Genomic DNA, 24,061 nt, shown 5'->3' with positions numbered 1-24,061 from the left:
CCTAAAAATAACTAAAGCTATCTTTAAAATTTCACTTAGAATATGGATTCAATGTTAAACACCTTGGCCAGTCTACCGTGGTGGGCATGGGCATTAATATTTTTAATGTTGGTGGCCATTAGGGATATTTTTGTACAAAAAGGACACACTATTTCGCATAACTTTCCCATTGTTGGACATTTAAGGTATTGGTTGGAGAGTATTGGTCCGGAAATGAGACAGTATTTCGTTGCCAACAATCGGGAAGAACTTCCGTTCAACCGCATTGAAAGGGGATGGATCTATGCTTCGGCCAAGAAAGAAAATAATTATGAAGGTTTTGGAACGGATAGGGACATCTATGCCCATCAACATATTTTTGTCAAGAACCAAATGATGGCATATCGGCTTCCTGGGGACCATCCCAATTTAACCGATCCCTGTTTTTTGCCCTGCGCCAAGGTCATTGGATCTTACAATAAACGTAAAAATCCTTATAGGCCTGCCTCCGTAATAAACGTCTCTGCCATGAGTTTTGGATCCTTGTCCGCTACGGCGGTAAATGCCATGAACAATGGGGCAAGAAAATCCGGGGCCTATCAGAATACGGGTGAGGGTGGACTTTCCCCCTATCATAAGCAAGGGGGGGATGTTGTATTTCACTTTGGAACAGGTTATTTTGGGGTACGAAGTGAAGATGGGAATTTTTCCATGGATAAAATGAAACAACTGGTTTTGGACAACCCCTGTATCAAAGCTATTGAAATTAAAATTTCACAGGGAGCAAAACCAGGAATGGGAGGTGTATTGCCGGCGGCCAAGATAACCCCCGAAATAAGTGGGATAAGAGGTGTTGTTATGGGCAAGGATGTATTGTCTCCATCTACCCATACCGCTTTTAGTTCCGTCTCGGAACTACTGCAGTTTATTGAGGATATTGCGGAACAAACTGGCCTTCCCGTAGGTATAAAAGGGGCCATTGGCAAATTGGATCAATGGGAGGAATTGGCCAAATTAATGTTGGTAACGGGAAAGGGACCAGACTTTATTACCGTTGACGGTGGCGAGGGAGGAACCGGAGCCGCTCCTCCAAGTTTCGCCGATCATGTATCCCTGCCATGGGTATACGGATTTTCCAGTCTTTATAAATTGTTTAAAAAATATGACCTAACCCACAGAATAGTATTCATTGGAAGTGGGAAATTGGGTTTCCCGGCCAAAGCCGCAATGGCATTCGCCATGGGTGTAGATTGTATAAACGTAGCCAGGGAAGCTATGATGAGCATTGGCTGTATCCAGGCCCAAATATGCCATACCAATAGATGTCCGACTGGAATAGCCACCCAAAGTAAATGGTTACAGGCCGGAATAAATGTACCTTTGAAATCCGATAGATTGTCCCAGTATTTCAAAACCTTTAGAAAGGAATTCTTGGAAATTACACATGCCGCCGGCTATGAACATCCATGTCAGTTTACTATGGATGATATTCAGGTAAATGTGGACGACAATGAATTGAACAGGTCGCTCTCCTCTACCTATGGCTATAATAAGACCGTGGTACCTTTCTGCAATACACAAGAATTTTATAATTGCCCTTATTTGGGAGGCAGGGAGTATATGAAAAATAAGATAGGGCCTTAATTAAATATAATCTTAAATTTACATTTTCTATATAAAAGCATAATTTGTCAATTAATCAACCAATTATCATTGCCAAAACATTCAAAAAACAAATAAATTTTAACAAATGAAACAAATTTTTACTATTTTATTTTTATTAATGTCCATTACCTTTTCACAGGCACAGAGCAAAAAAGATCTTATACTGGAAGTAGATGGCCTAAGATCCAAGTTGAGGGAGGCTGAGACAGCGCTGTCGGAATCTAAGCGGGAAGAAAGAATAGCTGCGGCCAAAGTAGAGTCTTACGAAGGACAGGTAAACGAACTGAAAGAGACCAATGCCAACCTATTGAAAAACCTGAACAGTTTTACGGAAGCTTCCAATAAGAGGTCCGATCACATAAACAGTACCTTGGAAAGCCTTGTTCAAAAAGAAGCTCAATTAAGGGTGATCAATGATGCCCTTAGCAGTCACGACTCTATAACCTTGGCAGTTTTTACCCAATTTAAACAAACATTGGGAAGTGAGCCCAAGATAACCGTTAGCAATGGTGCGGTAGCGGTGGTTATGGACAACAGTTATATCTTTGGGGAAAACTCCAAAAACTTTAAAGTACAGGACAAAGCGGAGTCCATTATCGCCAAAATTGGCAACATTTTAAAGGCCAACCCCACCATGGATATTCAAATTGTGAGCAACAGCAACTTGGTGGAATCCAAGGACAATAAATTGAACAATTGGGAGATTGGAACGCAGCAAGCTGCCGCTATAGCCCGTATCTTGGAAAGTAAATACCAAATAGAGCCCAAGCGTATCGTTGCCACGGGGAAATCGGAATTGGGACTTTACAGTATAGAAACGGCCACCGAGATCATTGTACAACCAAGATTTTATGAGTTTTTCAAATTGGTCAAGGAGAGTATGAAATAAGCTGGCAGTGAACAATGAACAATTATCAATGAACAATTATCAATGAACAATTACCAATGAACAATTACCAATGAGCAGTTGGCTGGAAGAAAGTTCAAAGTTCGAAGAAATTTATTCCTTTCCAAAACGCTTAGAGAAGCCATTTTACAAATCGGATTAAATAATATTCTGCATGTTTAAAGCGCTTTTTAGCGCTTTTTTTACGGTCAGGTCCGAATGAAACCAAATTTGGCTACGGAAGGCAAAAAAATATAATATATGATAATTTTTAAGGGAATACGCCGTTAATTAACCAACAAACCAAAAAATACCGATACAAAATGACAGGAGACGAAATTTTTCAACTATTTGCATATTTGTTGCCCGCAGTGGTAACCGGAGTGGTTGCCTTCTATTTTTTTAGGCTACACACCAGAAACGAAGAAGGAAGAAGACGCTACCTACTCCATAAGGACAGTCAAAAAAACACTTTGCCCATTAGATTACAAGCATATGAAAGAATGGCCCTGTTCTTGGAGCGAATTGCAATTCCCAGTTTGGTGGTAAGGGTAGGACCAAAAAGTACCAATAAGAACGATTATGAAAATTTGCTGATCAAAAGTATCGAAAATGAATTTGAACATAACCTGTCCCAACAAATTTATATGACGGATGAATGTTGGAATATAATTAAGGCGGCAAAAAGTGCCACTATCCAAATGATAAGGAAGGCTGGCATGAGCGAATCGGATACGGCGGACAAACTCCGTGAGGATATTCTAAATGAAACCATGGAAAAAAGTTCTCCTTCGGCAACCGCTCTATCCTATGTTAAGAAGGAAATTGGTGAGCTTTGGTAACTAATTATTGCTCCCTACACTAGAAAATTTATCCTCTGCGTAGCTATAACCCTGTTGCCACCAAAGCGACATAAGCTTCTTATTGAAAATCAAAGAGTTTTCGGTCAGTTTGGTGGGGGTGTAATATAAATTTAATTGCACCCCATTGTGTTTTGCCGCCAATACCCCTTCAGAAATATCGTGATATTCTATCTGGTCCAAAACAAAACCATAAATACTTAACATTAGTGAAAAAGGGTTTTTGCCCAAAACCTTGTTGTGCTCCATATTTTCAGACTCTAGGATAATGGCATCGATCTCCGTGGCCCCTCTCCTAATCGCTTCCCTAATAGGAACTACACATCCCAGTCCGCCGTCGCCATATTCAAATCCGTCCCGTTTTACCAAAGACATGAAAGGAATGTAATTGCACGAAATCCAGATCCAATCACAAAATTCATCATAGGAAAAATCCTTAATGGACTTATACTCGATCCTGTTTTTGGAAAGATTTGAAACCGTTACGACCACCTCCTTACTGCTTTTTTTTATTCTTTGGAATTCCGCTTCACTAAAATTTTTTTTAATGGTCCGTCTCAAGGCTTTGCTCTCCCCAAAAGTACGTTTGCTCTTTATAAACTGAAGAAAAGTGGTTAGAAAATTTATGGTGACATATTCCCTATCCCCCTTTTTTCGAACTACAAACGGATTAAGGCTAAAAATAGAACTTTGGCCAACATTGGTATATATATCATGTAATTTGTCCAATTGGTTCAAGGCCAATTGGGGAATTAGAAGACTCCCAGTAGAAGTGCCAACCAAAATATCATATTCCCTTTTTTCAATTTCAATAAGGTATTGGGCCACTCCGCCTGCAAATGCCCCTTTACTACCTCCTCCACTAATTACCAATGCTTTCATACAGTACCGGATTCTATGGGGTTGGTTTCAGCGTTTTTATACTTGGCAAAATTAAATCCGCTTTCCCACCAAACCGTCATTTTTTCCTTTTCAAATATAAGGGAGTTGGTAGTGAGTACGGTTGGGGTATAATAGAAGTTGATGATGGCATCATTATGATTGGCTACAAACTTGCCTATCCTAATATTTTGTTGTTCTATCCTGTCCAGCATAAAGGAAAACATATTGGTAAGCAATGAAAACACATTCTTGGAGGGCATCCTATTTAATTGTGTAATCTCTGTCTGCAAAATTATGGCATCCACTACCGTGGCCCCCCTTCTAATGGCTTCTTCAATAGGGACCATACTGCCCAATCCACCATCGGCATATTCACAACCATTTTTCTTTGCCAAGGTCATAAATGGGGTGTAATTGCAGGAAACCCATACCCATTCACAAAATTCCTCATAAGTACAATCATTGATGGATTTATATTCCACCTGATTCAATGATAAATTGGAAACCGTGACCACTATATCCAAGGGTCCATTTTTTAAATGCTCAAATTCCTCTATGGAAATCGTATCCCTTATCAACTGAAGTAAATTATGACTTTCACCAAAGGTCTTGCTACCCGTTAAAAAATTTTTCATCACATTTATATGATGCACCCCTATGGTCTCTATGCCATATTTCTTTTTAATCACAAAGGGACAATTGCTAAAAATATTGTCCTGATTCACCGAGGTATACACCTGTCTTATCTTTTCAATTTTTTGTAGGGCTAAATGGGAGATCAAGAGACTGCCGGTAGATGTACCTAAAAACAAATTATAATTGTACTTCAGTTCCTGCATCAGGTATTGGGCCACTCCACCGGCAAATGCACCCTTGCTACCACCACCGGAAATTACCATTGCTCTCATTCCAAAATCAGTTTATTAGTAATATAACGCAATTCCTCCATGTTAAATTTTGCGCGCAACCCATCTATTCTTTCCCTATATTCCTTTTTTTCCATAAGTTGGTCCAACAACGAGCGGGCATATTTTCTAAACTGCCAGGAATGATGCTGGGTTGCCCCTACAAGATCCAACAGATTATTGTCCGACAAACCGATCAGCTGCTGCAAAAATTGAAATGCCCCTTGCCGAACCTCATAGGGGTATTTTGGGGATGTATAGCCACTTAGCTCCATATAATAATTATTGGTGTTATTGGGTTCATAATCCTTGGTAAGCAAGGCCAAGCTTAGCCACAGTAAGCGAATGTTCCTATTGGAAAATCCAATGATACCTTTGGTCTTATTAAGGTATTTTTCCCTATTGCTTGGGTAATTTGTCCAAAGCTTGTATAGCATTTCCTCTTTGGTAATATAACTCCCATCATCCAAAAGGGATTCGTTTTCAGATTTCAGATCCAAAGGTAACTGTCCTAAGGTGGTGGCCAATGCCTGCCGGACCAGCACATTTTCATTCCCTATGACTTTCCCAATAAATTCTTGGGAAAGCGATTTATGATAGGTTTTAATAATTTTGGCCTTTAACCTATCGGAATCGATGTTTTGCCAATAGCTTTTAATGATGGAATCGTTGCCCATATTACTGGTCATTATTTTTTTCTGGAGTTCAAAAAAAATTTTTAAATCCTCGGATTCACGAATAAGGATTTTTTTGGCTTCCTCAAAAGGGAAATCTTTATCTACAAGCCATCTATTTCGAAAAGTGTCCAATTCATTATCGGTATCTCCCTTTATTTCCTCCATGAAGTTATCTATGGTTACGTTTTTAAACCCGTACTTTTTTAAATACCGTTTAATCCCGAGCCTAAAGTTCGTCTCCCCTATTTGGCTTCTTAATATATGCAAGGCCCATGCCCCTTTTTCGTAAAATGTAAGACTGCCCGCTTTTGGATCAATGAGGGCCTCCCCCATACCCTTCTCGGTAAGTTCCCTTAATTGGATCGCTGTTTCGTACAATTTCCAATAGTAATATTCTTTTCCAAAAATTTCTTTTTCCGCCAACAGGGCATAATAGGTTGCGAATCCTTCATGAAGCCAGTGACTGCTGCCATCCACTTCAGTAACCAAATTGCCAAACCATTGATGTGCCATCTCATGGGCATTTACATTTACATAGTTCCTGTCCTTAAATGCAGTGGAATCTATTATATAACTGTCTGAAAAAATAGTGGTTCCGGTATTTTCCATACCCGCGTATAAAAAGTCCCTCACAGGTATCTGCTTGTAATTTTGCCATGCATATGGAATTCCTATTTCCTTTTCCAGAAAGTTGAAGATTGTGGTGGTATACCTATAGGTAGGTTCCACTTTGGTACTATCACTTGGATAGAAATAAAGGCTTATCGGAATTCCCGTACTGGATTCAACTTCTTTCCTATGGTAATCCCCAATGGCAAAGGCCAATAAATAGCTGCTCATGGGTTGGTCCATATTGAAGCTCCATTTTTTTAATCCTTCCAATTCTTTGGTCGCAACCAGGTTACCATTGGCTATAACCTGATAGGTTCTATCAAAGCTGATATCCATATCAAACTCTACCTTCTCGGTCATATCATCAAAACTGGGAAGCCAGTGACTAGTGTATTTCCCCTGGCCCTGTGTCCAGACCTGCTCGTTGCCCGGTACGTCGTCCTTCCAACCCAAAAAGTAAACGGTCTGTTTGGGACTGGCAGAATAGGCGATGTCCAAAGTATAGGTTTTATTGGCTTTAAAGTGCTTATGGAGAATGATTTTTTTGCCGCTATAACTGGTTCTGGCTTTTTTATTATTGAGTTTGATCCCAATTATATTTATATTTTGGGCATCTAGAAAAACGGTATCCACTTTTTGTAGGACCTTAAATTGGTAGGTTACGGATCCGGCAATGGATTCGTCCGTCGGATCTATTTTGATATTCACTTTTCCGTGAATAAAATCGACCTTGTCCTGAAGCTGGGCAGTTAGGGAATTGGTTATTAAAAAAAGAATTGCAATTAAGGAATACTTCATACTTCAAATATAAGGCCTGGATATTGCCTTGTTAAAAATTATGGTACAGGAACTACAATTCTTTATGCAGGGCCAGTATCCAATCTGTAAAGGTGACAGTACCAACCATGAATTAAAAATTTTGCCTAAAATAAGAAAACTCTAGGTTCTTTTTATTTGTAAAACTATAATGTCCCGTAATAATGCTTCTGGAGTACCGGTCGTACCCTTTTCAACACTTTTAGGAAATTCAATATTAACGATGGTGAATAGTTTACTTCTTCTACCTAGAGCCAATAATAATAAACCCACACTTGCAGTTGTTTAAGGGAACAGCTATTTTAGTCCTATCAAAAATAGTATCATATAGACCGGTCGTTCCAACTTATTTTGCTATCCATCTAAGTAGGGCTTCCCTTAAGCAAGTATACCCAAATGAACTCCAATGTACTACAAACGCCTATTGCCTACCTAAAAGGCGTTGGTCCCAATCGTGCCGGGACCTTACAATCGGAACTTGGAATACATACCTATCAGGATCTGATCAATCTTTTTCCCCATCGCTATATTGATAAGACCCAATATTATAAAATTGGCCAATTGCAGCGAACCAGTTCGGAGGTTCAAATTATTGGGAAGATTGTCAACATTAAAACGGTTGAACAAAAAAAAGGAAAACGATTGGTAGCCAAATTTATAGATGATACCGGAGAAATGGAGCTGGTCTGGTTTCGCGGCCAAAAATGGATCAGGGAAAACCTAAAGTTAAATATTTCATATGTTATTTTCGGAAAGATCAATTGGTTCAATGGGGCTTTTTCAATGCCACATCCTGAAATGGAATTGTGGGAAGACCATGAAAAGGGGTTAAAAATGTATATGCAACCCGTCTATCCTTCCACCGAGAAATTGGCCAACAAGGGCCTAACCAATAAGGTGACCAACAAACTCATCCAGCAATTATTTCTGGAGACCAAAGGAAGATTCAAAGAGACCTTATCCCCTAGCCTGATTGCAGAATTGGGCTTGATCAGCAAAGGGGAGGCACTTTTTAATATCCACTTTCCAAAAAATCAGGAATTGTTGGCGAAGGCACAATTTCGGCTTAAATTTGAGGAATTATTTTATATACAACTACAGCTGATTTCTAAAAATCTACTGCACAAGCAAAAAATAAAAGGATATAATTTTGATAAAGTGGGGACGCTTTTCAAAACCTTTTATGAGCATCACCTACCATTTAAATTGACCAATGCCCAGAAAAGGGTAATCAAGGAAATTAGGGCCGATTTGGGCAGCAATGCGCAAATGAACAGATTATTGCAAGGGGATGTAGGATCTGGAAAAACAATTGTGGCACTTATGACCATGCTGCTCGCTATAGACAATGGCTACCAAGCCTGTCTTATGGCCCCAACGGAAATTCTGGCCAATCAACACTTTATGGGAGTCAAGGAACTTCTCGGAGACATTGGGGTGAACATTGCCCTTCTTACAGGATCTGTAAAAAAATCGGCCCGTAAAATAATCCACGAGCAATTGGAAAATGGGGAGCTTCATATTTTAATTGGCACCCATGCCCTTCTGGAGGATAAGGTGACCTATAAAAATCTAGGCCTGGCAATTGTTGACGAACAACATAGGTTTGGTGTGGCACAACGGGCCAGGTTATGGCATAAGAATGATATTCCCCCCCATGTTTTGGTAATGACCGCTACCCCTATTCCTAGGACCTTGGCCATGAGTTTATACGGTGATTTGGACATTTCCACAATTGATGAACTACCTCCCGGAAGAAAACCAATAAAAACGGTACACCGATACGATTCCAACCGCTTAAAAGTATTTCAATTTATAAGGGACGAGATTAAGAAAGGACGACAGGTATATGTAGTTTATCCCTTAATCCAGGAATCAGAGGCTTTGGACTATAAGGACCTGATGGATGGTTATGAGAGTATTACCAGGGATTTTCCACTGCCGGATTATCAAATATCCATTGTACACGGTAAAATGAAGCCTGCGGACAAGGACTATGAAATGGAACGTTTTGTAAAAGGTGAGACGCAAATTATGGTAGCCACAACCGTTATTGAGGTAGGGGTTAATGTGCCCAATGCCTCTGTAATGATAATAGAAAGTGCGGAACGCTTTGGCCTGTCGCAACTCCACCAATTACGGGGCAGGGTTGGTCGCGGAGCCGAACAAAGTTTTTGTATTCTAATGACGGGACATAAACTGTCTTCCGATTCAAAGACCAGGTTGGAAACTATGGTAGGCACCAATGACGGCTTTCAGATTGCGGAAGTTGATCTTAAGCTACGTGGACCGGGCGATTTAATGGGTACCCAACAAAGCGGTGTGCTTCATCTAAAAATAGCGGATATTATAAAAGACAATGATATTTTAAAACTGGCCAGATACCATGCCTTCAAAATTTTAAAGGAGGATATTGCTTTACAAAAACACCCCATTATATTACATGCCTATACCCAACTGGTGAAATATAAAAATATTTGGAACTATATAAGTTAGTATAATATCTTTTAAGTGAAGTGCTATAATTGCAGTCATTCTTAGCAATATATTGATTCATTTCTCGTGGCTTTTATATATTTAAGAATGTTCTATTTAAGGTAGGATCATTACAGCGGAATAGCAATTCCCAATCCAGATCTAAAACCTGACCATTGAACACGTACTGGTTCACCATTTGAAAATAGGATATTGCTGTCATCACTTTGATTATATTTTAATCTTCTTCCCATATATTGGTCATAACCAACGGAAGCCCTCAATTTAAAAAATGCTATAGGTAACTCATAAATAAAGCCAACTCCAACACCAAAATTATAAGAATAAAAAGAAGGCGTTAATAGGGTCTCACTACCGTAATATTCTTTACGAAGTGTTGGATCTACTTGTGTGTAGGTACCTAAGCCTCTAATCCCTACATGAAACGGACTATTCAAATTCTTATTAAATAACGGAACTTGATATGATAAACCAAATGTATAGCCTTTTATGGGTATAGTAAGGCTTCGTGACCCAGTGCGATCTGTATAATTGGCCTTTCCTCCAGTATTATTATAACCAAAGAAAAAAGCTGTTTTTAATGGATTTGAGTTATACCCAATGGTAAACCCATAATTGCCGGGGAAATCATCAGTTATCGTGCCATAAGGAATTTCCAAATTTTTTAAATAATCCACTAAGTAATTATTGAGTGATTTATGAGAAAAATCATTATAATTCATTTCAACAAAAAAATTATCCTTTTGTGCAGCTCCTTCGAAAAATATAGAAAGAAATAAAAACAGAAAAATATATTGTTTCATAGATTTTTTTGATTGATAGTATTATGACAGAGTTGGTTCTTAGTTAGAATTTAATTTTGGTCTACGATAAAATTGTACTCCCTTATATTCGTTAGGCTCTCATCGCCAAAAAAATCACCCAAACTACCCGAATTGGAAGAGAAAGTGTATTCTAGTTTAAGAATATGCTGACCTTCACTTAAGTCTTCAATGTTTACGGGAAATTGGGCCCAATAAGCTTTTTTTGAATAATAAGGTTTATCATCAATATAAAAAATGACTTCCCAAAAATCATGGACCCCGTTTCCTTCAAACTTATATACAAAAACACCTGAAGTTGTTAAAACGATACCGTCTAGAAAATTTTCGACTTCAATACTTGCTTGATTTTCTGGCTCTGGAACCTCATAAAATGAATCAACTTCAAAATCATAACTACAACCTGAGTTGAGCAGTATTAGTGTTCCTACAAGAAATTGGATTCTTAAATTTGGCCACCATCGAACCATCAAAGAAATTAAATTACGGTACATAAAATGTTTTATATTATTATGAATATTTGCATCTGAAGGTAAAAACGAAATCTGTGAGTATTTATTATTGACCCTGCAGGAAACAGGGTTTATTTGAATTACAATATTGAAATAGGTCAATAAACTTAAACAACAATTTTTGATTTTTAAAATATATACCAAATATATTAATTAAGAGCGGCTGTTGTAATTGATCAATTAGATTTATCCTTGTTTTTGTCGGGCTTGCACTCCTTACAGAAATAGGAAAATTGATTAAGTTCCTTTTTTACAACTTCATGTTCCCTTTCCAAGACCGCTTCTTTATTTCCAAAATCTGTTTCTGAATAGACCCTGGAACTGATTTCATTCCGTTCCTTTATCATTTTGTCAAAATAGGGTTGAAAAAAAGTTGCATCGGAAAAAGTCTTTTTGTTCTCGTAAAGTTCCTTCCTAATCTTTCTGGCGTAAAGCTCTGAGAGATCAAAATCGAACTCAACAAGGGAAATTAGCCTTTGGGCCGTTGTACTATCCGGGGCCATTATAACTGCCGCATCCTTTTGAAACGTACAACCTACTTTAGAGTTGAAGTTTTTTGTGAACATGAATTCAACATTGGACATTTGAAAGGCAAAATCCAGCATAACCCCAGATTGCACAAAGACCTTTTCTATATCCTCATTTATGGCAGTTTTTGAGCCCAGAAAATCCTCAATTTTAAAAATATGGCCGGGTTCCCATTCAACGCTATTCTCCTGGGAAGATAGGCAATTGGTTAAAACGAAAAAAAGCAGCGATAATCTAAACGACATAATATTGATTTCCATTAGTAAAAAACATTCCTATTTAATGATTTTTAATACCCATTTACACAGTAAATATAGCAAATCCAAGGTATTATTGTTAGCTCCCTGAGATGTGCGGATTTCGCAACCCCAAGCTGAACGAAGTTTGCAACTTCGTACTGTTCCTAGACAAGAGGTAAATAAATCCATTCTTCCTTTATTGACTAACTCCAGGCGTCGCAGAAACATAACAATTGATCGTGATCACTTTTTATGGATCAATCCCAAAAGTTGTGTGTGAATTAGAAAAAGATAGGATAAACTATCCCAAAGTTCGTGTTCAAAGTCATATAGCTATTTTAAGGACGGGTCAACTCCATAGATAGTCCATAGATACTCCATAGATAGTCCATAGATAGGCCGTATATGCAAATAGGCTGGATCCACCCCTTTTTGGCGCGCTAAAATAGCTCCGCTTAAAGTTCCTTTTTACCTTTCATGGACGGCATAATACGCTCCGGGATCCCTTGCGGAAAACGAAGCCAAAAAGCAGTGTCTTTATGAAGCTATTTTTTCCATAGGAATATTTGCACAAACACAGTAATTGTTCCTGATCCCTTTTTATTAAGATTGTTTGTGAATACTGCGCACAAAAAAACCCCATCATTTTTGACAGGGTTGTATTTCTGGGTGGAAGACCGGGTTCGAACCGGCGACCTCTGGAACCACAATCCAGCGCTCTAACCAGCTGAGCTACAACCACCATTTGTAAGCGGTGGCAAAGATAAATCTTTAGTTCTATAGCACAAAATAAATTTCACTTATTTTATATTATCCCATAAAAGACTCATTTAGCGAATTATACGATAATTTTCTATGCAGTTTATCGACCAAATACTCATTATTGTTGACGAAACACACAAAAAAACCACTTTCACAACATAAATTGGTCTATTTTTTAAAGGAAGGATATTTTTATCCACAGATTAGATAAATTAATATAAATGTCTTTTAAATTATTATATGTAGGCTCACGGGAAATTAAACTAAAATTAACCGTGTTCTGTATACTCTTGTTCTTTTATGGGGTCAATTCCGCTCAGGAAACCACCATTGGAGAATTAAGGGGCAAAATAACAACTTTAAGAGAACGCAGCAAACAGGTCCATAAGGACACTGTATATATTGGATTATTAATCGATCTTGGGGCAAAGCTTAGATTCTTGAACCCCGATAGTCTCCTGTTGCTATCCAGGGAAGCCCAAAAATTCAGTAGCAAGATTAATTTTAACAAGGGAGTAAGTGAGGCCTTATATCAACTGGGAACTTATTATTCCGATAAAGGGGAACATTCCTTTGCCATAGAGAATTATGAAATGGCACTGGTCAATGCCAAAAAGGAAAATAACCATGATCTAACCTTGAGGATTGGTAATGAATTGGCAGTAGAAAATGTTTATAACGGCAATTATTCAAAAGCTTTGATCGGTTATTTGGAGAATATTAAATTGGCAAAGCTCCATGGCAACATAAAGATGGAGTCCATCCTATATGAAAATGTGGCCGATCTGTATGCAGCCCAAAAGGATTATGTTCAGGCCTTGGATTTTTATAACAAGGTGGAAAAAATAAACGCCACAATTGAAGATGATATAAACTCGGCACAGACCATGAGCAATGTGGCTTCCATTTATGCCGAAACCGGGGATTTCCAAAATGCCCTTTTTAAAATAAACCGTAGCATCAAAATATTTGAGCAAGCGGAAGAGTGGGATTGGCTGGCTTTTGCTTATGAGGTAAAGGGTAAGATTTACCTAAAACAACAGCAGTATACCAGGGCATTATTTTGGTACGATAAAAGTTCGGAACAACATGAAAATCTTCAGGACGATAGAGGGATAATTGATTTGTACAACGGGATGGCCGAAGCCAACCTAGGCCTCAAGAAGGACAGTATTTCCCATACTTATGCCATGATGGCCTATGAAATATCCACCTCCATCAAGTCCATGGAGGGGATGAAAAAATGTTCCAATACCCTCTACAAACTATATAAAAATCAGGAGAATTACGCCGAGGCTCTTAAATACCATGAAATTTTTAGGCAAATATCGGATACCCTGTCCAGGGATGAGAACAAAATGAGTATGACGATGTTGAAAACTGAGATCAGTCATAAGAACCAACAGGAAGCATTGGTATTGAAAAATGAAAAGGCCTTGGCCAAACAGCGTCTCTATATCTATTTAGCCATAATAGTAGTTATAATTATGGGCGCAATAGCATTTTTGGTGGTTAGGGGACAAAAAATATTAAAAAAGTTGAACAAGGAACTGGAAAGTCAAAAGCAGGATCTGGAGCAAAGGGAGGCCGAGTTGTGGGAAACGAATAATACCAAAAACAAGCTTTTTTCCATTATTGCCCATGATCTACGGGGCCCTATTGGTGCTTTAGAGGGACTATTAAAATTGTTGAACAGTGGTGATATTAAGGAATCGGAATTCAAGTCGTTCATTCCCAAGTTAAAGAACGATGTAAATAGTATTTCCTTTACCTTGAACAACTTGCTTACCTGGGGCCAATCACAAATGAGGGAAGCTACCACCAACCCTACCAATGTTGATCTGAACACCCTTATAGAAAACAATATTAATTTGCTCAGTGAACTAGCATTTACCAAAATGATTACAATGGACAATTTAATAGTCAATAAGGCCATCATATGGTCCGATGAAAATCAAATGGATATTGTAATTAGAAATCTTTTGAGCAATGCCCTGAAATTCACCCCCAATCACGGGCATATTATCATAGGATATATTGATAGACTTGATTATTTGGAAGTATTTGTAAAGGACAATGGGATTGGTATGGACGAATACGTTCAGGAGCAAATACTATCAAAAAATACCAATATTACAACCTATGGAACCAATAATGAAAAGGGAACAGGCCTTGGCCTATCCCTCTGTAGTGAAATGGTCATAAAAAATGGTGGCAGCTTATGGGTCAAGAGTGAAATAAATGAAGGGTCTACCTTCTATTTTACCGTTCCCAAGGGAAAAAAATTCCAAAAATCGGCTTAGAAAAAATCCAACTAAATAAGGCTGTCAAGGCCCTGAACGGCAACGAACCTCTCGGTGGTAAATCCTTCCCCATAGGCTATGCCAACCATCCTGCCCAGATCCCTTGACCTATAAACAACACTATCTATAAAATTTTTGCTACTGATAGGCGTTTCCGGTTCTATGCTCTTTGGGTCATAAAATTGAGAACTATAGGCCATAATGGCATTCACCTTTACCTCTATAAATTCCGATACATCCACTACAAAATCGGGTTCAATATTTTTCCATTGAATGTAATGATGTACCAATTTTGGTCTCCAAGCCTCTTGCCAATGTTCCTCCCCATCAATCTTTGTATCGATCTTTATTAGTCCACTCAAAAAACAGGCATCGCTTACCAGTTTGCTCCCCTTGGCATGATCTATATGCCGATCTTCAATGGCATTGCACAGTACCGTTTCCGGTCTGTATTTCCTGATCATTTTTATAACTTCCAATTGATGCTCCCGGTCGTTGGTAAAAAACCCATCGGCAAATTCCAGATTCTCGCGGACAGCTACCCCCAGAATAACGGCAGCGGCTGCAGCTTCCCTATCCCTGATTTCAGCCGAGCCTCGGGTACCCAGTTCCCCACGGGTCAAATCTACAATACCTACTTTTTTACCATTGGCCACTTCTTTTGCTATTGTAGCCCCTGCCCCCAATTCGGCATCATCTGGATGCGCACCAAATACTAGTATGTCTAATTTCATGTGTTTATGTTTCTACTTTTACCTCACCCAGAACTGCCCGAAAGGCATTTCTGGCCCTGCCTGCCGGCAAAGGCAGGCCCGTCCGAACGACCCGGGCGGGCTCTCCCAAGGAGAGGTGAACCCGTCCGTACCGGTAAGGGCGGATTAGTTATCCCGAGGTGTTCACTTTATTTTCTTAGGGTTTCCAAAGCTTGTTCAATATCCCCGATTAAATCCTCAATTTCTTCAATGCCAACTGAAAAACGTATCAATCCATCCGCAATTCCCTGACGCTTTCGTTCATCTGCACTCAAAAGGGAATGTGAGGTCAATGTAGGGGAAAGTACCGTACTTTCCACTCCCGCCAAGCTCATGGCCGGTTTTATTAATTTTAATGCCTTTTGAAATTTGGAAGCATTAAAATCGGCCTTCAATTCAAAGGACAGCATGCCCCCGAAGCCCTTCATCTGTCTTTTGGCAATGTCGTGGTCCGGGTGTGAGGGCAGGCCGGGATAGTATACGGCAGCTATATCTTTATGTTTATAAAGGTATTCGGCCATGACCTGGGCATTGGCATTTTGTGCCCTTACCCGGATTCCCATTGTTTTAATGCTCCTTTCCAATAACCAAACCGTATAATCGCTAAGACTGCCCCCAAAATTTTTGGCCAGATTACAGATCCTTTTTATATGTGCTTCCGTGGAGGCCACTGCCCCTGCACAAATATCGGAATGTCCGCCCATATATTTAGTAGCACTGTGTATAACCACATCTATTCCAAAATCAATAGGATTTTGATTTATGGGACTGGCAAAAGTATTGTCGATCATGGATACCAGGTCATGCTTTTTGGAAATATCGGCAACCGCCTGTAAATCGGTTATGTTCAATAAGGGGTTTGATGGTGTTTCAATATAAATAACTTTGGTGTTTTTTTGAATTTTGGCCTCAAAATCCTCCGCTCGAAATCCATCGGCAAAAGAGTAGGATATCCCAAACTTTTCAAACTCTTCCACCACAAGATTATAGGTTCCGCCATAGATTATCTTTTGTACAACTACATGGTCTCCCGCCTTTAAGAAGGCCAGTAAAGAAGTGCTGATAGCGGCCATCCCGCTACCAAAAATCAAGCCCGCTTGCGCATGTTCCAAGGCCGCTATCTTTTTGGCCAAGGCTACCTGATTGGGAGTGTTGAAATATCTTGGGTAGCGCTTAACATCGATGTCCTCAAATGCATAGGCCGTCCCCATATACAATGGGGAAATGGCTCCCTTAAATTCCTTGTCCTCCAGCTGTCCAAAATGCGTACAGATGGTATTGGTACCTTTTTTTTCGGGTTTCATGGTATTATATTAAAAGCTGTAAAATTACAAAAAATGGTTTAGTACATTACAAAAATGGTCTTAACGTGGTTTCTCTGAAAATCCGTTTTACCCCAAGCCCTAAAGCCTGCCTGTCCGGTAGGCAGGGGAGCCTGATTTTCCTCGATTTCTCCCTTTAGGGTCGGGGTCAAAAATTGAGGAAAATCTTATGCAATTCAATTTCCTCATGCGCTAAGAAAAAATGGTTATACCTGGATTTCTTTCCACTTTCCTTTTTTAAACAAGACAAGAGTTACCAAGGTTAATATAATCTCGGCTACGGCAATGGCTATAAAAACGCCAACGGGGCCATAATCAAGGATAATGGCCATTAGGTAGGCAAATGGCAACTGAAATGCCCAAAAGACCAAAAAGTTGATCTTGGTGGGAGTTTTTGTATCCCCCGCGCCGTTAAAGGCTTGGGTCAGTACCATGCCATAGGCATAAAAAACATATCCTGCGGCAATTACCTGCAAACATAATGTCCCGTTTTCAACCACACTTGGGGCGGTACTAAAGAGCATAATGATCTCTTTGGCAAAGCATAGGTACAGCACAGAAATGAAAAACATAAAATAGGCATTGTACTTTCCTGTTTTCCAGACGGACATTTCGGCCCTATCCGCTTGCTTGGCACCCAAATTTTGGCCTACCAGTGTGGCCGCGGCATTGCTCATTCCCCAGGAAGGCATAAGGGAAAACATCATCACCCTTATGGCTATGGTGTACCCTGCAAGTACCTCACTGCCAAATTCGGACATAATTCGCATCAAAAAGATCCAACTAGAGGTTCCTATCAAAAATTGGGCTATTCCCCCTAAGGAAACCTTTATTAGGCCTATCATTACCTTAAGGCGAAAAACAAGGTCGGCAATACCGATCTTGATCTTGCTCCACCCAAAGAACAAGATCGCTATCTGGAACAAAACTGCGGTACCCCTACCAATATTGGTTGCAATGGCAGCGCCCATTACCCCGTATTCGGGAATTGGTCCCCATCCAAAAATAAATATCGGATCCAACAAAATATTCAATCCGTTGGAAAGTACCAAAGTCCACATGGCCATAGAGGCATCGCCGGCTCCCCTAAAAATGGCATTGATCAGGAACAAAAGTAAAATAGTAATATTACCCCCGAGCATTAATCGGGTATACCCCTGCCCTTCTTCTATAAGCTCAGGGCTGCCGCCCATTAATTCCAAAATTTCCTCGGCATAAAAAGCTCCGATGCTTCCAGTAATAATGGCTATGGTTATCCCCAAAATAATGGCCTGCACGGCAGCTTCCCTGGCGCCTTTAAGATTTTTTTCGCCAATTCTTCTCGCAACTACCGCTGTTGCTGCCATACTCAAACCTATGGACACCGCATATATCAATGTAATTACCGATTCCGTAAGTCCGATGGTAGCTACGGCATTAACGCTCACTCTGGAAACATAGGCAATGTCTACCAGAGCAAAAATTGACTCCATCAACATTTCCAATATCATTGGAATGGATAACAGAAAAATGGCCTTGCGAATACTTCCTGTAGTAAATTCGGATTCTTTGCCGGTAATCGCCGTGATAAAATGCCTATATAATTTAGGGAAGCTAAGCTTGTCGTGATTTTGCATGGGTATGGAATTATGTTGGACAAATAAAATAAGTGCAATCAAGATCATGAAATCCAAAATAGGATTCCTTACATGATTGGACAGACATCTATTAAATACATAATTCCTTTACTTCATAATGGCACAAATTTGCATTAATTTTTTATAAATACAAAACTATCCTAGGTAGTATTTTTTATTTTTCCAATAGCTTACAGCACCCAATACCACTACCCCAAAAACAGTATAATAAATAAAAGTAGGGGTTATAACCTGTGCGCCACTGGCATAACTGTGCAATCCTACCAGATAAAAATTGACCCCAAAATAGGTCATCATAATGCTTCCAAAGGCAACGACACTCAACAAATTGAACAACCATCTTCCGCGCAAACCAGGGATCAATCTTGTATGGATCACAAAGGCATAGATCATTATGGAAATCAAGGCCCAGGTTTCCTTAGGGTCCCATCCCCAATAACGGCCCCAACTTTCATTGGCCCATTGGCCTCCCAGGAAATTACCAATGGTCAACATGACCAAACCAACCGTTAGGGACAGTTCATTGATAATGGTAAGCTCCTTAATGTTCAGCTCCATTCTTTCCTTATTATCCTTATTCGTCATTATGATCAACAGCAAGCATACCACCCCCAAGATCATTCCCACGGTGAGCGGACCATAACTGCCCACAATTACTGCAACGTGGATCATTAACCAATAACTATCCAACACGGGTACCAGATTGGCTATGGAGGGATCTACCCAACTCTGGTGGGCTATCCACAACAACATAGCGGTGACAAAAGTAGCTGCCGCCACCGTCATATTACTTTTTTTACTGAACAGTAGGCCCATCCCCAAAGTGGCCCAGGAAACATATAGTATACTTTCATAGGCATCGCTCCATGGCGCATGCCCGGAAATATACCATCGCATTACCAGTCCGAGCGTATGCAGTATAAAAAATGCATAAATTAATATCTTAAGACCAGCTATACTAAATCTAAGGGCTTTCCTGTCCCTAATAATCTGAAATACAAGGAGGGCAAACATCAATAAACCTACCAAGGCGTAATATCTATAGAGTTTATTGTATAGATCTATCTTATTATAAAAAACTTCCGCTTTAATTTTGTTTTCCGATGGCAATACTTCACTACCGTGGTTTTCCTGGTTCTTTTTAAAGGCGGCCAACAATTTATCGGCTTCCGTATAATCACCGTTCTTAACAGCCTTTTCAAGGCTCATTAAATAGAAGGGTACGGCATTTTTTATGAAATTGGCATATAGGGAATCGGACACTTGGAATTGCCCTCCCCTATATTCCACGGCCGAAATCCATTTATTGTTTTCGTCGTTCAACAAGGGAAATATCTTTATTATTTCACCGCCCAACGCCCTGTTCAAAAGTACCAAACGTTCGTCCAAACCCTTAAAGTCCTTTTGAAATTGGTTGGGGGTATTGGTAGCATAGGCTTCTTGTAGGTAAGGGGCCAATTTGTATTGCCCTTTTTCATCAAAGAAATCGGTGGCCTTGGCAAACTCCTTTCCGTGTTCCAGGCCTATGATCTTTCTAATACTATCATTTTGACCTTTTTTGTCCAAGGCAATAAATTCAGCATTGTACCAGGCAGCCGGATTTAACATCATGGAGAGGAACACTTGATCCGAATTGAAATCGGTATACTTATCCTTTAGGCTCAATTTCCTCAATAGTTCCGACGAAAAGGTATTTATGGGTTTCATACGCCCTCCGGCATCCTGGACCACCAACTTCCCAAACTTGGCAGCATGTTCCTTGGACGGGGTTATAGCATGCAAAAGGGAATCTATCTGTTGGGGTGTCGGCATATTGCTGTGGGCATGGTCTGTAACAGCCCCATCGGTTTGTGCCATGGCACTTGGTCCTACAATCAAGAGTAGGATCATCGCTATTTTGGCCTGCTTCTTTTTTAATTTTTCCAAGGAGGCCCCTAAGCTTTTAAATCTGGTCTTGCCATAGAACATAATGCCCATAAGCCCTGTATACAAAAGGAAATAGCCAATATAAGTTATCCATGTCCCCCAAAAGTCATGGTTTACGGACAGTACGGTACCTTTTTCATCCGGATGGAAACTGGCTTGAAAAAACCGATACCCCTTGTGGTCCAAAATATGGTTCATATAAATGTCGTAATCAAAGGGACGGTCGTCCTCAATGGTCACCTTGCTCATAAACGACGCGTAGCTGTTCTCGGTTCCGGGATGTTTTTCAGCTATAAAATCGTTCAGTTTAATTCCAAAAGGCAGGGTATAGACCTTGGATCCGTAAGAAAGGTTAAAGGTCAAACCTCCAATCTCAAATTCCCCTGAAAAATTGGCTACCCCCTTCGCTCCCAATAGTTTTTTGCGCACCGTTTCACCGTTGCAATCAATATCTACTATCAGGGCATCCAGGTCATTCTCTGTTTTTTCGTTCTCAGGAATGGTAATAACGCCATAGGAACCTTTAATAATGGGTTCGGGAATTACGAATTGCATGCCTGCAGTAGTGTACAGGGATCTCAATTGCAGGGTTTGTAGACTATCTTTCAACAATTCTCCTTGGAACTGATCTGCCATTCTCATAAACTGTCCTTCGAAAGGCGATTTTATTTGATACCCTCCCTCCGATTCCATAATATTTATGGCCCCTTCCGTCATCTTGTTCAAAGAAAACAGCACATTGTGTATGCTACTGACCTTGCCACTTTCCAAATAATGCTCATGCCGTTGTCCGTCGCCCGCCTCTACAATTTTTAAATATTCCCTGCCATCGGCATCTTCGATCAACCCTTCCTTGGCGCCTTCAATAAAGCCGGCATAGGAGATGGTAAACGGTTGTCCGTTAAAATCGGAATTCCATGGTAAATTGGATTTGATGGCTTCCGAAGTAACCAATATATCGTCTTCCAAAATCTTCCGTTTGGGTTCGTTGTCTATCTCCCCATCCACATAAACGGTCAGGTAGGTCTTATCGGAATAAAACACATTTTCCGTATTCCCTTCCCTAATGGGCATCATCCCTTCAAAACTGATGTACCTGGTAACAAATGCCCCAAGGATGATCAAAATCCAGGAGAGATGTAACACCAGTACTGCCCATTTTTCCTTTCTCAATAACTTATATCGGGAGATATTACCAGTAAAATTGATAACAAAAAACACCATGATGGCCTCGAACCAGGTGGCATTGTAAATCCAGATTCTTGCGGTTTCCGTACTGTACCAGCTCTCTATAAAGGTTCCAAAGGCCATAGCTGTGGCAAATACAATAAATAAAACGGCCATTAAGCGAGTGGAAAAGAAAAATTTCTTGAGGAGTTCAATCATTTTGGTAGGAAAGGTTTGATTTAAATCATGCAAAAATACATTTTTATAAGGGTTTAAATATTAAATCTTTTGTTAATTGAGTAAATCCTTCACTTAAAAATTAGGAATCATCAATTGGTACAATTTATTTTCTTTTAAATTTAAACGGGATAGATTTAAAAAACTTTTCTTCCTGGCCTATCTTTTTGATTTAATATTTACTTTTGAACATGATATCATTGGTTTTATTGGGAACCGGCAACCTTGCCAAACATTTGTTCAATGTCTTTTTGGGGGTAAATGAAATAAGGGTGCTACAAGTTATTGGTCGGAATGTGGATCAGCTCGCCCATTTTAAGGATAGGGTGGTTACGGAGACGGATTTTACAAAAATTGCCGACGCGGATATCTATATCATTGCCGTTAGCGATGACGCCATTGCCAGCGTGGCGACGTTCCTGAAGGATAAGAATGGGCTAGTGGTGCATACCTCGGGAAGTGTTCCTTTAAAATCCCTTGGAGGTCTAAATAAAAGAGGGGTCTTTTATCCGCTACAGACTTTTAGTGAAGGCAAAACGATCAATTTTAAGGAGGTGCCGGTCTGTATAGAGGCAGAAGATAAAAATGATTTGGAACTTTTAAAAAAATTGGCAGGCCTTATTAGTTTGAAGGTACACGAGATTACAAGCGATCAGCGGAAATCGCTTCACTTGGCGGCCGTATTCGTGAACAATTTCACCAATTTTCTTTTTACTATCGGCCAGGATATTTGCACTGAACATAATTTACCTTTTTCCCTATTGACCCCTTTAATCAAGGAAACCGTGAACAAATTGGATTATTTGCCACCCTTCGATGCACAGACCGGACCTGCCAAAAGAAACGATGTCAAAACTATGGAAAGCCATTTAAAGCAGTTAAAAAATAAAAATTATCAGGATATTTACAGCTTGTTTAGTCAATTGATAGGAGAAAAATATGGACAAAAGTTATAAAGAACTGCTTCAAGACATCACCACTTTTGTATTTGATGTGGACGGGGTATTCACAGACGGCAAAATTATGATCACCTCCGATGGGGAAATGCTGAGGACTATGAGCGTCCAAGACGGCTATGCTGTAAAGGTGGCCATTCAACAAGGGTACAATATCTGCATCATTTCCGGTAGCACCAACGAAGGCGTGCGTTTGCGCTTAAGGGGGTTGGGGGTTACCGATATACACATGGGGGCACATCATAAAATAGATCCGTTTGACGAATATTTGGATATTTACAATATTAATCCACAGCATGTTCTTTATATGGGCGATGACATCCCCGATATTCCCCCGATGGGATTGGCGGGCATTCCCTGTTGCCCGCAAAATGCCGTCCCAGAAGTAAAGGCCATATCCAAATATATCTCCCATAAGCATGGAGGTGATGGATGTGTAAGGGATGTTATTGAACAAGTTTTGAAAGTGAGGGGGCATTGGGCCGAAAATTTCAAAGCTGTGAACGATTAAAACAATGTCCTATAACAAATTAAAGGAATATCAGATTATACTTGCCTCTGCATCTCCTAGACGACAACAGTTCTTTAGGGAAATGGAACTGGATTTTAAAGTACACCCCATACATGCAGACGAAGTGTATCCAGATTATTTAAAGGGCGCTGAAATTTCCGATTACCTGGCAAAATTAAAGGCTGCAGGATATAGCAAAGAGCTGGGAGCCAAGGATATCCTTATTACTTCGGATACAGTGGTTTGGCATAACAATATATCTTTGGCTAAACCTGCCGATTCTGAAGAGGCCCTTTCCATGCTTGGAACACTTTCCAACGATTGGCATGAAGTAATTACATCAGTGTGCTTTACAACCACGGACCGTCAGCAAATTGTAAATCACTGTACAAAGGTAAAATTTAAAGAGTTGACCCTTGGGGAAATGGAATATTATATCCGGAACTTTAATCCGTTCGACAAGGCTGGCGGCTATGGCATTCAGGATTGGATAGGACTTATTGGAATTGAGGAGATCCAAGGTTCCTACACCAACGTGGTAGGATTGCCTACCCAATTGGTCTACAAAACGTTAATGACCATGGTGGGTTAGTATTTTTTGAATAATTTT

19 protein-coding genes and 1 tRNA gene are annotated in these 24,061 nt (G+C 39.8%); 8 read left to right on the top strand and 12 right to left on the bottom strand.

Annotated elements, in window-relative coordinates; genetic code table 11:
• The first annotated feature begins 42 nt into the window (after positions 1 to 42).
• From D0S24_RS04570 to D0S24_RS04560, 3 genes are all read left to right on the top strand, one after another.
• Positions 43 to 1,623, top strand: coding sequence for an FMN-binding glutamate synthase family protein (locus tag D0S24_RS04570; RefSeq protein WP_117018693.1), 1,581 nt, complete (start codon positions 43 to 45; stop codon positions 1,621 to 1,623).
• A gap of 106 nt (positions 1,624 to 1,729) precedes the next feature.
• Entirely contained in the window at positions 1,730 to 2,533 is an 804-nt protein-coding gene (locus D0S24_RS04565; protein ID WP_117018692.1) for an OmpA family protein, read from the top strand.
• A gap of 320 nt (positions 2,534 to 2,853) precedes the next feature.
• Entirely contained in the window at positions 2,854 to 3,372 is a 519-nt protein-coding gene (locus tag D0S24_RS04560) for a hypothetical protein (protein WP_117018691.1), read from the top strand.
• Here the strand turns inward: D0S24_RS04560 and D0S24_RS04555 are convergent, their stop codons facing one another.
• The 3 genes from D0S24_RS04555 to D0S24_RS04545 are packed head-to-tail and all read right to left on the bottom strand — an operon-like array spanning position 3,373 to position 7,264.
• Positions 3,373 to 4,272 (bottom strand): patatin family protein, encoded by a 900-nt coding sequence (locus D0S24_RS04555; protein WP_117018690.1) that lies wholly within the window; start codon positions 4,270 to 4,272, stop codon positions 3,373 to 3,375.
• A complete protein-coding gene (locus D0S24_RS04550) occupies positions 4,269 to 5,180 on the bottom strand; it encodes a patatin family protein (protein ID WP_117018689.1) in 912 nt (303 codons plus the stop codon). The genes D0S24_RS04555 and D0S24_RS04550 overlap by 4 nt, the downstream gene beginning before the upstream one ends.
• Complete coding sequence (locus D0S24_RS04545) at positions 5,177 to 7,264, bottom strand: M1 family metallopeptidase (protein WP_117018688.1); 2,088 nt, start codon at positions 7,262 to 7,264, stop codon at positions 5,177 to 5,179. The genes D0S24_RS04550 and D0S24_RS04545 overlap by 4 nt, the downstream gene beginning before the upstream one ends.
• A 414-nt stretch (positions 7,265 to 7,678) precedes the next feature.
• Here D0S24_RS04545 and recG point away from each other — a divergent pair, with 414 nt between their 5' ends.
• On the top strand, positions 7,679 to 9,778 hold the full coding sequence (gene recG / locus D0S24_RS04540; protein WP_117018687.1) for an ATP-dependent DNA helicase RecG: 2,100 nt from the start codon (positions 7,679 to 7,681) through the stop codon (positions 9,776 to 9,778).
• Between the two features lie 110 nt (positions 9,779 to 9,888).
• Here the strand turns inward: recG and D0S24_RS04535 are convergent, their stop codons facing one another.
• The 4 genes from D0S24_RS04535 to D0S24_RS04520 form a co-directional block, all read right to left on the bottom strand.
• Complete coding sequence (locus D0S24_RS04535; RefSeq protein ID WP_117018686.1) at positions 9,889 to 10,581, bottom strand: hypothetical protein; 693 nt, start codon at positions 10,579 to 10,581, stop codon at positions 9,889 to 9,891.
• A 50-nt stretch (positions 10,582 to 10,631) separates the two neighbouring features.
• On the bottom strand, positions 10,632 to 11,255 hold the full coding sequence (locus D0S24_RS04530) for a hypothetical protein (RefSeq protein ID WP_147321430.1): 624 nt from the start codon (positions 11,253 to 11,255) through the stop codon (positions 10,632 to 10,634).
• Positions 11,256 to 11,287: 32 nt separating this feature from the next.
• A complete protein-coding gene (locus tag D0S24_RS04525) occupies positions 11,288 to 11,884 on the bottom strand; it encodes a hypothetical protein (RefSeq protein ID WP_147321429.1) in 597 nt (198 codons plus the stop codon).
• 661 nt (positions 11,885 to 12,545) lie between these two features.
• A tRNA-His gene (locus tag D0S24_RS04520) sits at positions 12,546 to 12,621 on the bottom strand.
• A 240-nt stretch (positions 12,622 to 12,861) separates the two neighbouring features.
• On the opposite strand from D0S24_RS04520, the gene D0S24_RS04515 reads away from it, so the two are divergent.
• Positions 12,862 to 14,943: a tetratricopeptide repeat protein gene (locus D0S24_RS04515; RefSeq protein WP_117018683.1), complete on the top strand. Its 2,082-nt coding sequence runs from the start codon at positions 12,862 to 12,864 to the stop codon at positions 14,941 to 14,943.
• Positions 14,944 to 14,954: 11 nt separating this feature from the next.
• On the opposite strand, the gene bshB1 is transcribed toward D0S24_RS04515, so the two are convergent.
• The 5 genes from bshB1 to ccsA all read right to left on the bottom strand — a co-directional run bounded on the left by bshB1 (position 14,955) and on the right by ccsA (position 21,966).
• Positions 14,955 to 15,677, bottom strand: coding sequence for a bacillithiol biosynthesis deacetylase BshB1 (bshB1, locus tag D0S24_RS04510; protein WP_117018682.1), 723 nt, complete (start codon positions 15,675 to 15,677; stop codon positions 14,955 to 14,957).
• 167 nt (positions 15,678 to 15,844) lie between these two features.
• The gene (locus D0S24_RS04505) at positions 15,845 to 16,999 is read right to left on the bottom strand and encodes a PLP-dependent aspartate aminotransferase family protein (RefSeq protein WP_117018681.1); all 1,155 of its coding nucleotides are present in this window, start codon (positions 16,997 to 16,999) and stop codon (positions 15,845 to 15,847) included.
• A gap of 38 nt (positions 17,000 to 17,037) precedes the next feature.
• Positions 17,038 to 17,169: a hypothetical protein gene (locus D0S24_RS21315; RefSeq protein ID WP_258922819.1), complete on the bottom strand. Its 132-nt coding sequence runs from the start codon at positions 17,167 to 17,169 to the stop codon at positions 17,038 to 17,040.
• A gap of 54 nt (positions 17,170 to 17,223) precedes the next feature.
• Entirely contained in the window at positions 17,224 to 18,633 is a 1,410-nt protein-coding gene (locus D0S24_RS04500; RefSeq protein ID WP_117019304.1) for an MATE family efflux transporter, read from the bottom strand.
• A gap of 156 nt (positions 18,634 to 18,789) precedes the next feature.
• The gene (gene ccsA, locus D0S24_RS04495; RefSeq protein ID WP_117018680.1) at positions 18,790 to 21,966 is read right to left on the bottom strand and encodes a cytochrome c biogenesis protein CcsA; all 3,177 of its coding nucleotides are present in this window, start codon (positions 21,964 to 21,966) and stop codon (positions 18,790 to 18,792) included.
• 209 nt (positions 21,967 to 22,175) lie between these two features.
• Here ccsA and D0S24_RS04490 point away from each other — a divergent pair, with 209 nt between their 5' ends.
• The 3 genes from D0S24_RS04490 to D0S24_RS04480 are packed head-to-tail and all read left to right on the top strand — an operon-like array spanning position 22,176 to position 24,043.
• Positions 22,176 to 22,940 (top strand): Rossmann-like and DUF2520 domain-containing protein, encoded by a 765-nt coding sequence (locus D0S24_RS04490; RefSeq protein ID WP_117018679.1) that lies wholly within the window; start codon positions 22,176 to 22,178, stop codon positions 22,938 to 22,940.
• Complete coding sequence (locus D0S24_RS04485; RefSeq protein WP_117018678.1) at positions 22,924 to 23,451, top strand: HAD family hydrolase; 528 nt, start codon at positions 22,924 to 22,926, stop codon at positions 23,449 to 23,451. Before D0S24_RS04490 ends, D0S24_RS04485 begins: the two co-directional genes overlap by 17 nt.
• 4 nt (positions 23,452 to 23,455) lie before the next feature.
• Positions 23,456 to 24,043 carry a Maf family protein gene (locus tag D0S24_RS04480; RefSeq protein ID WP_117018677.1) on the top strand — a complete coding sequence of 196 codons (588 nt, stop codon included), beginning with the start codon at positions 23,456 to 23,458 and terminating at the stop codon, positions 24,041 to 24,043.
• Positions 24,044 to 24,061 lie beyond the last annotated feature (18 nt).

Origin of the sequence: Arenibacter sp. P308M17 (assembly GCF_003426735.1) — a bacterium.
GTDB lineage: Bacteria > Bacteroidota > Bacteroidia > Flavobacteriales > Flavobacteriaceae > Arenibacter.
Note: the sequence above shows the minus strand (reverse complement) of the source record. Positions and strands in the feature narration are given on the sequence as shown.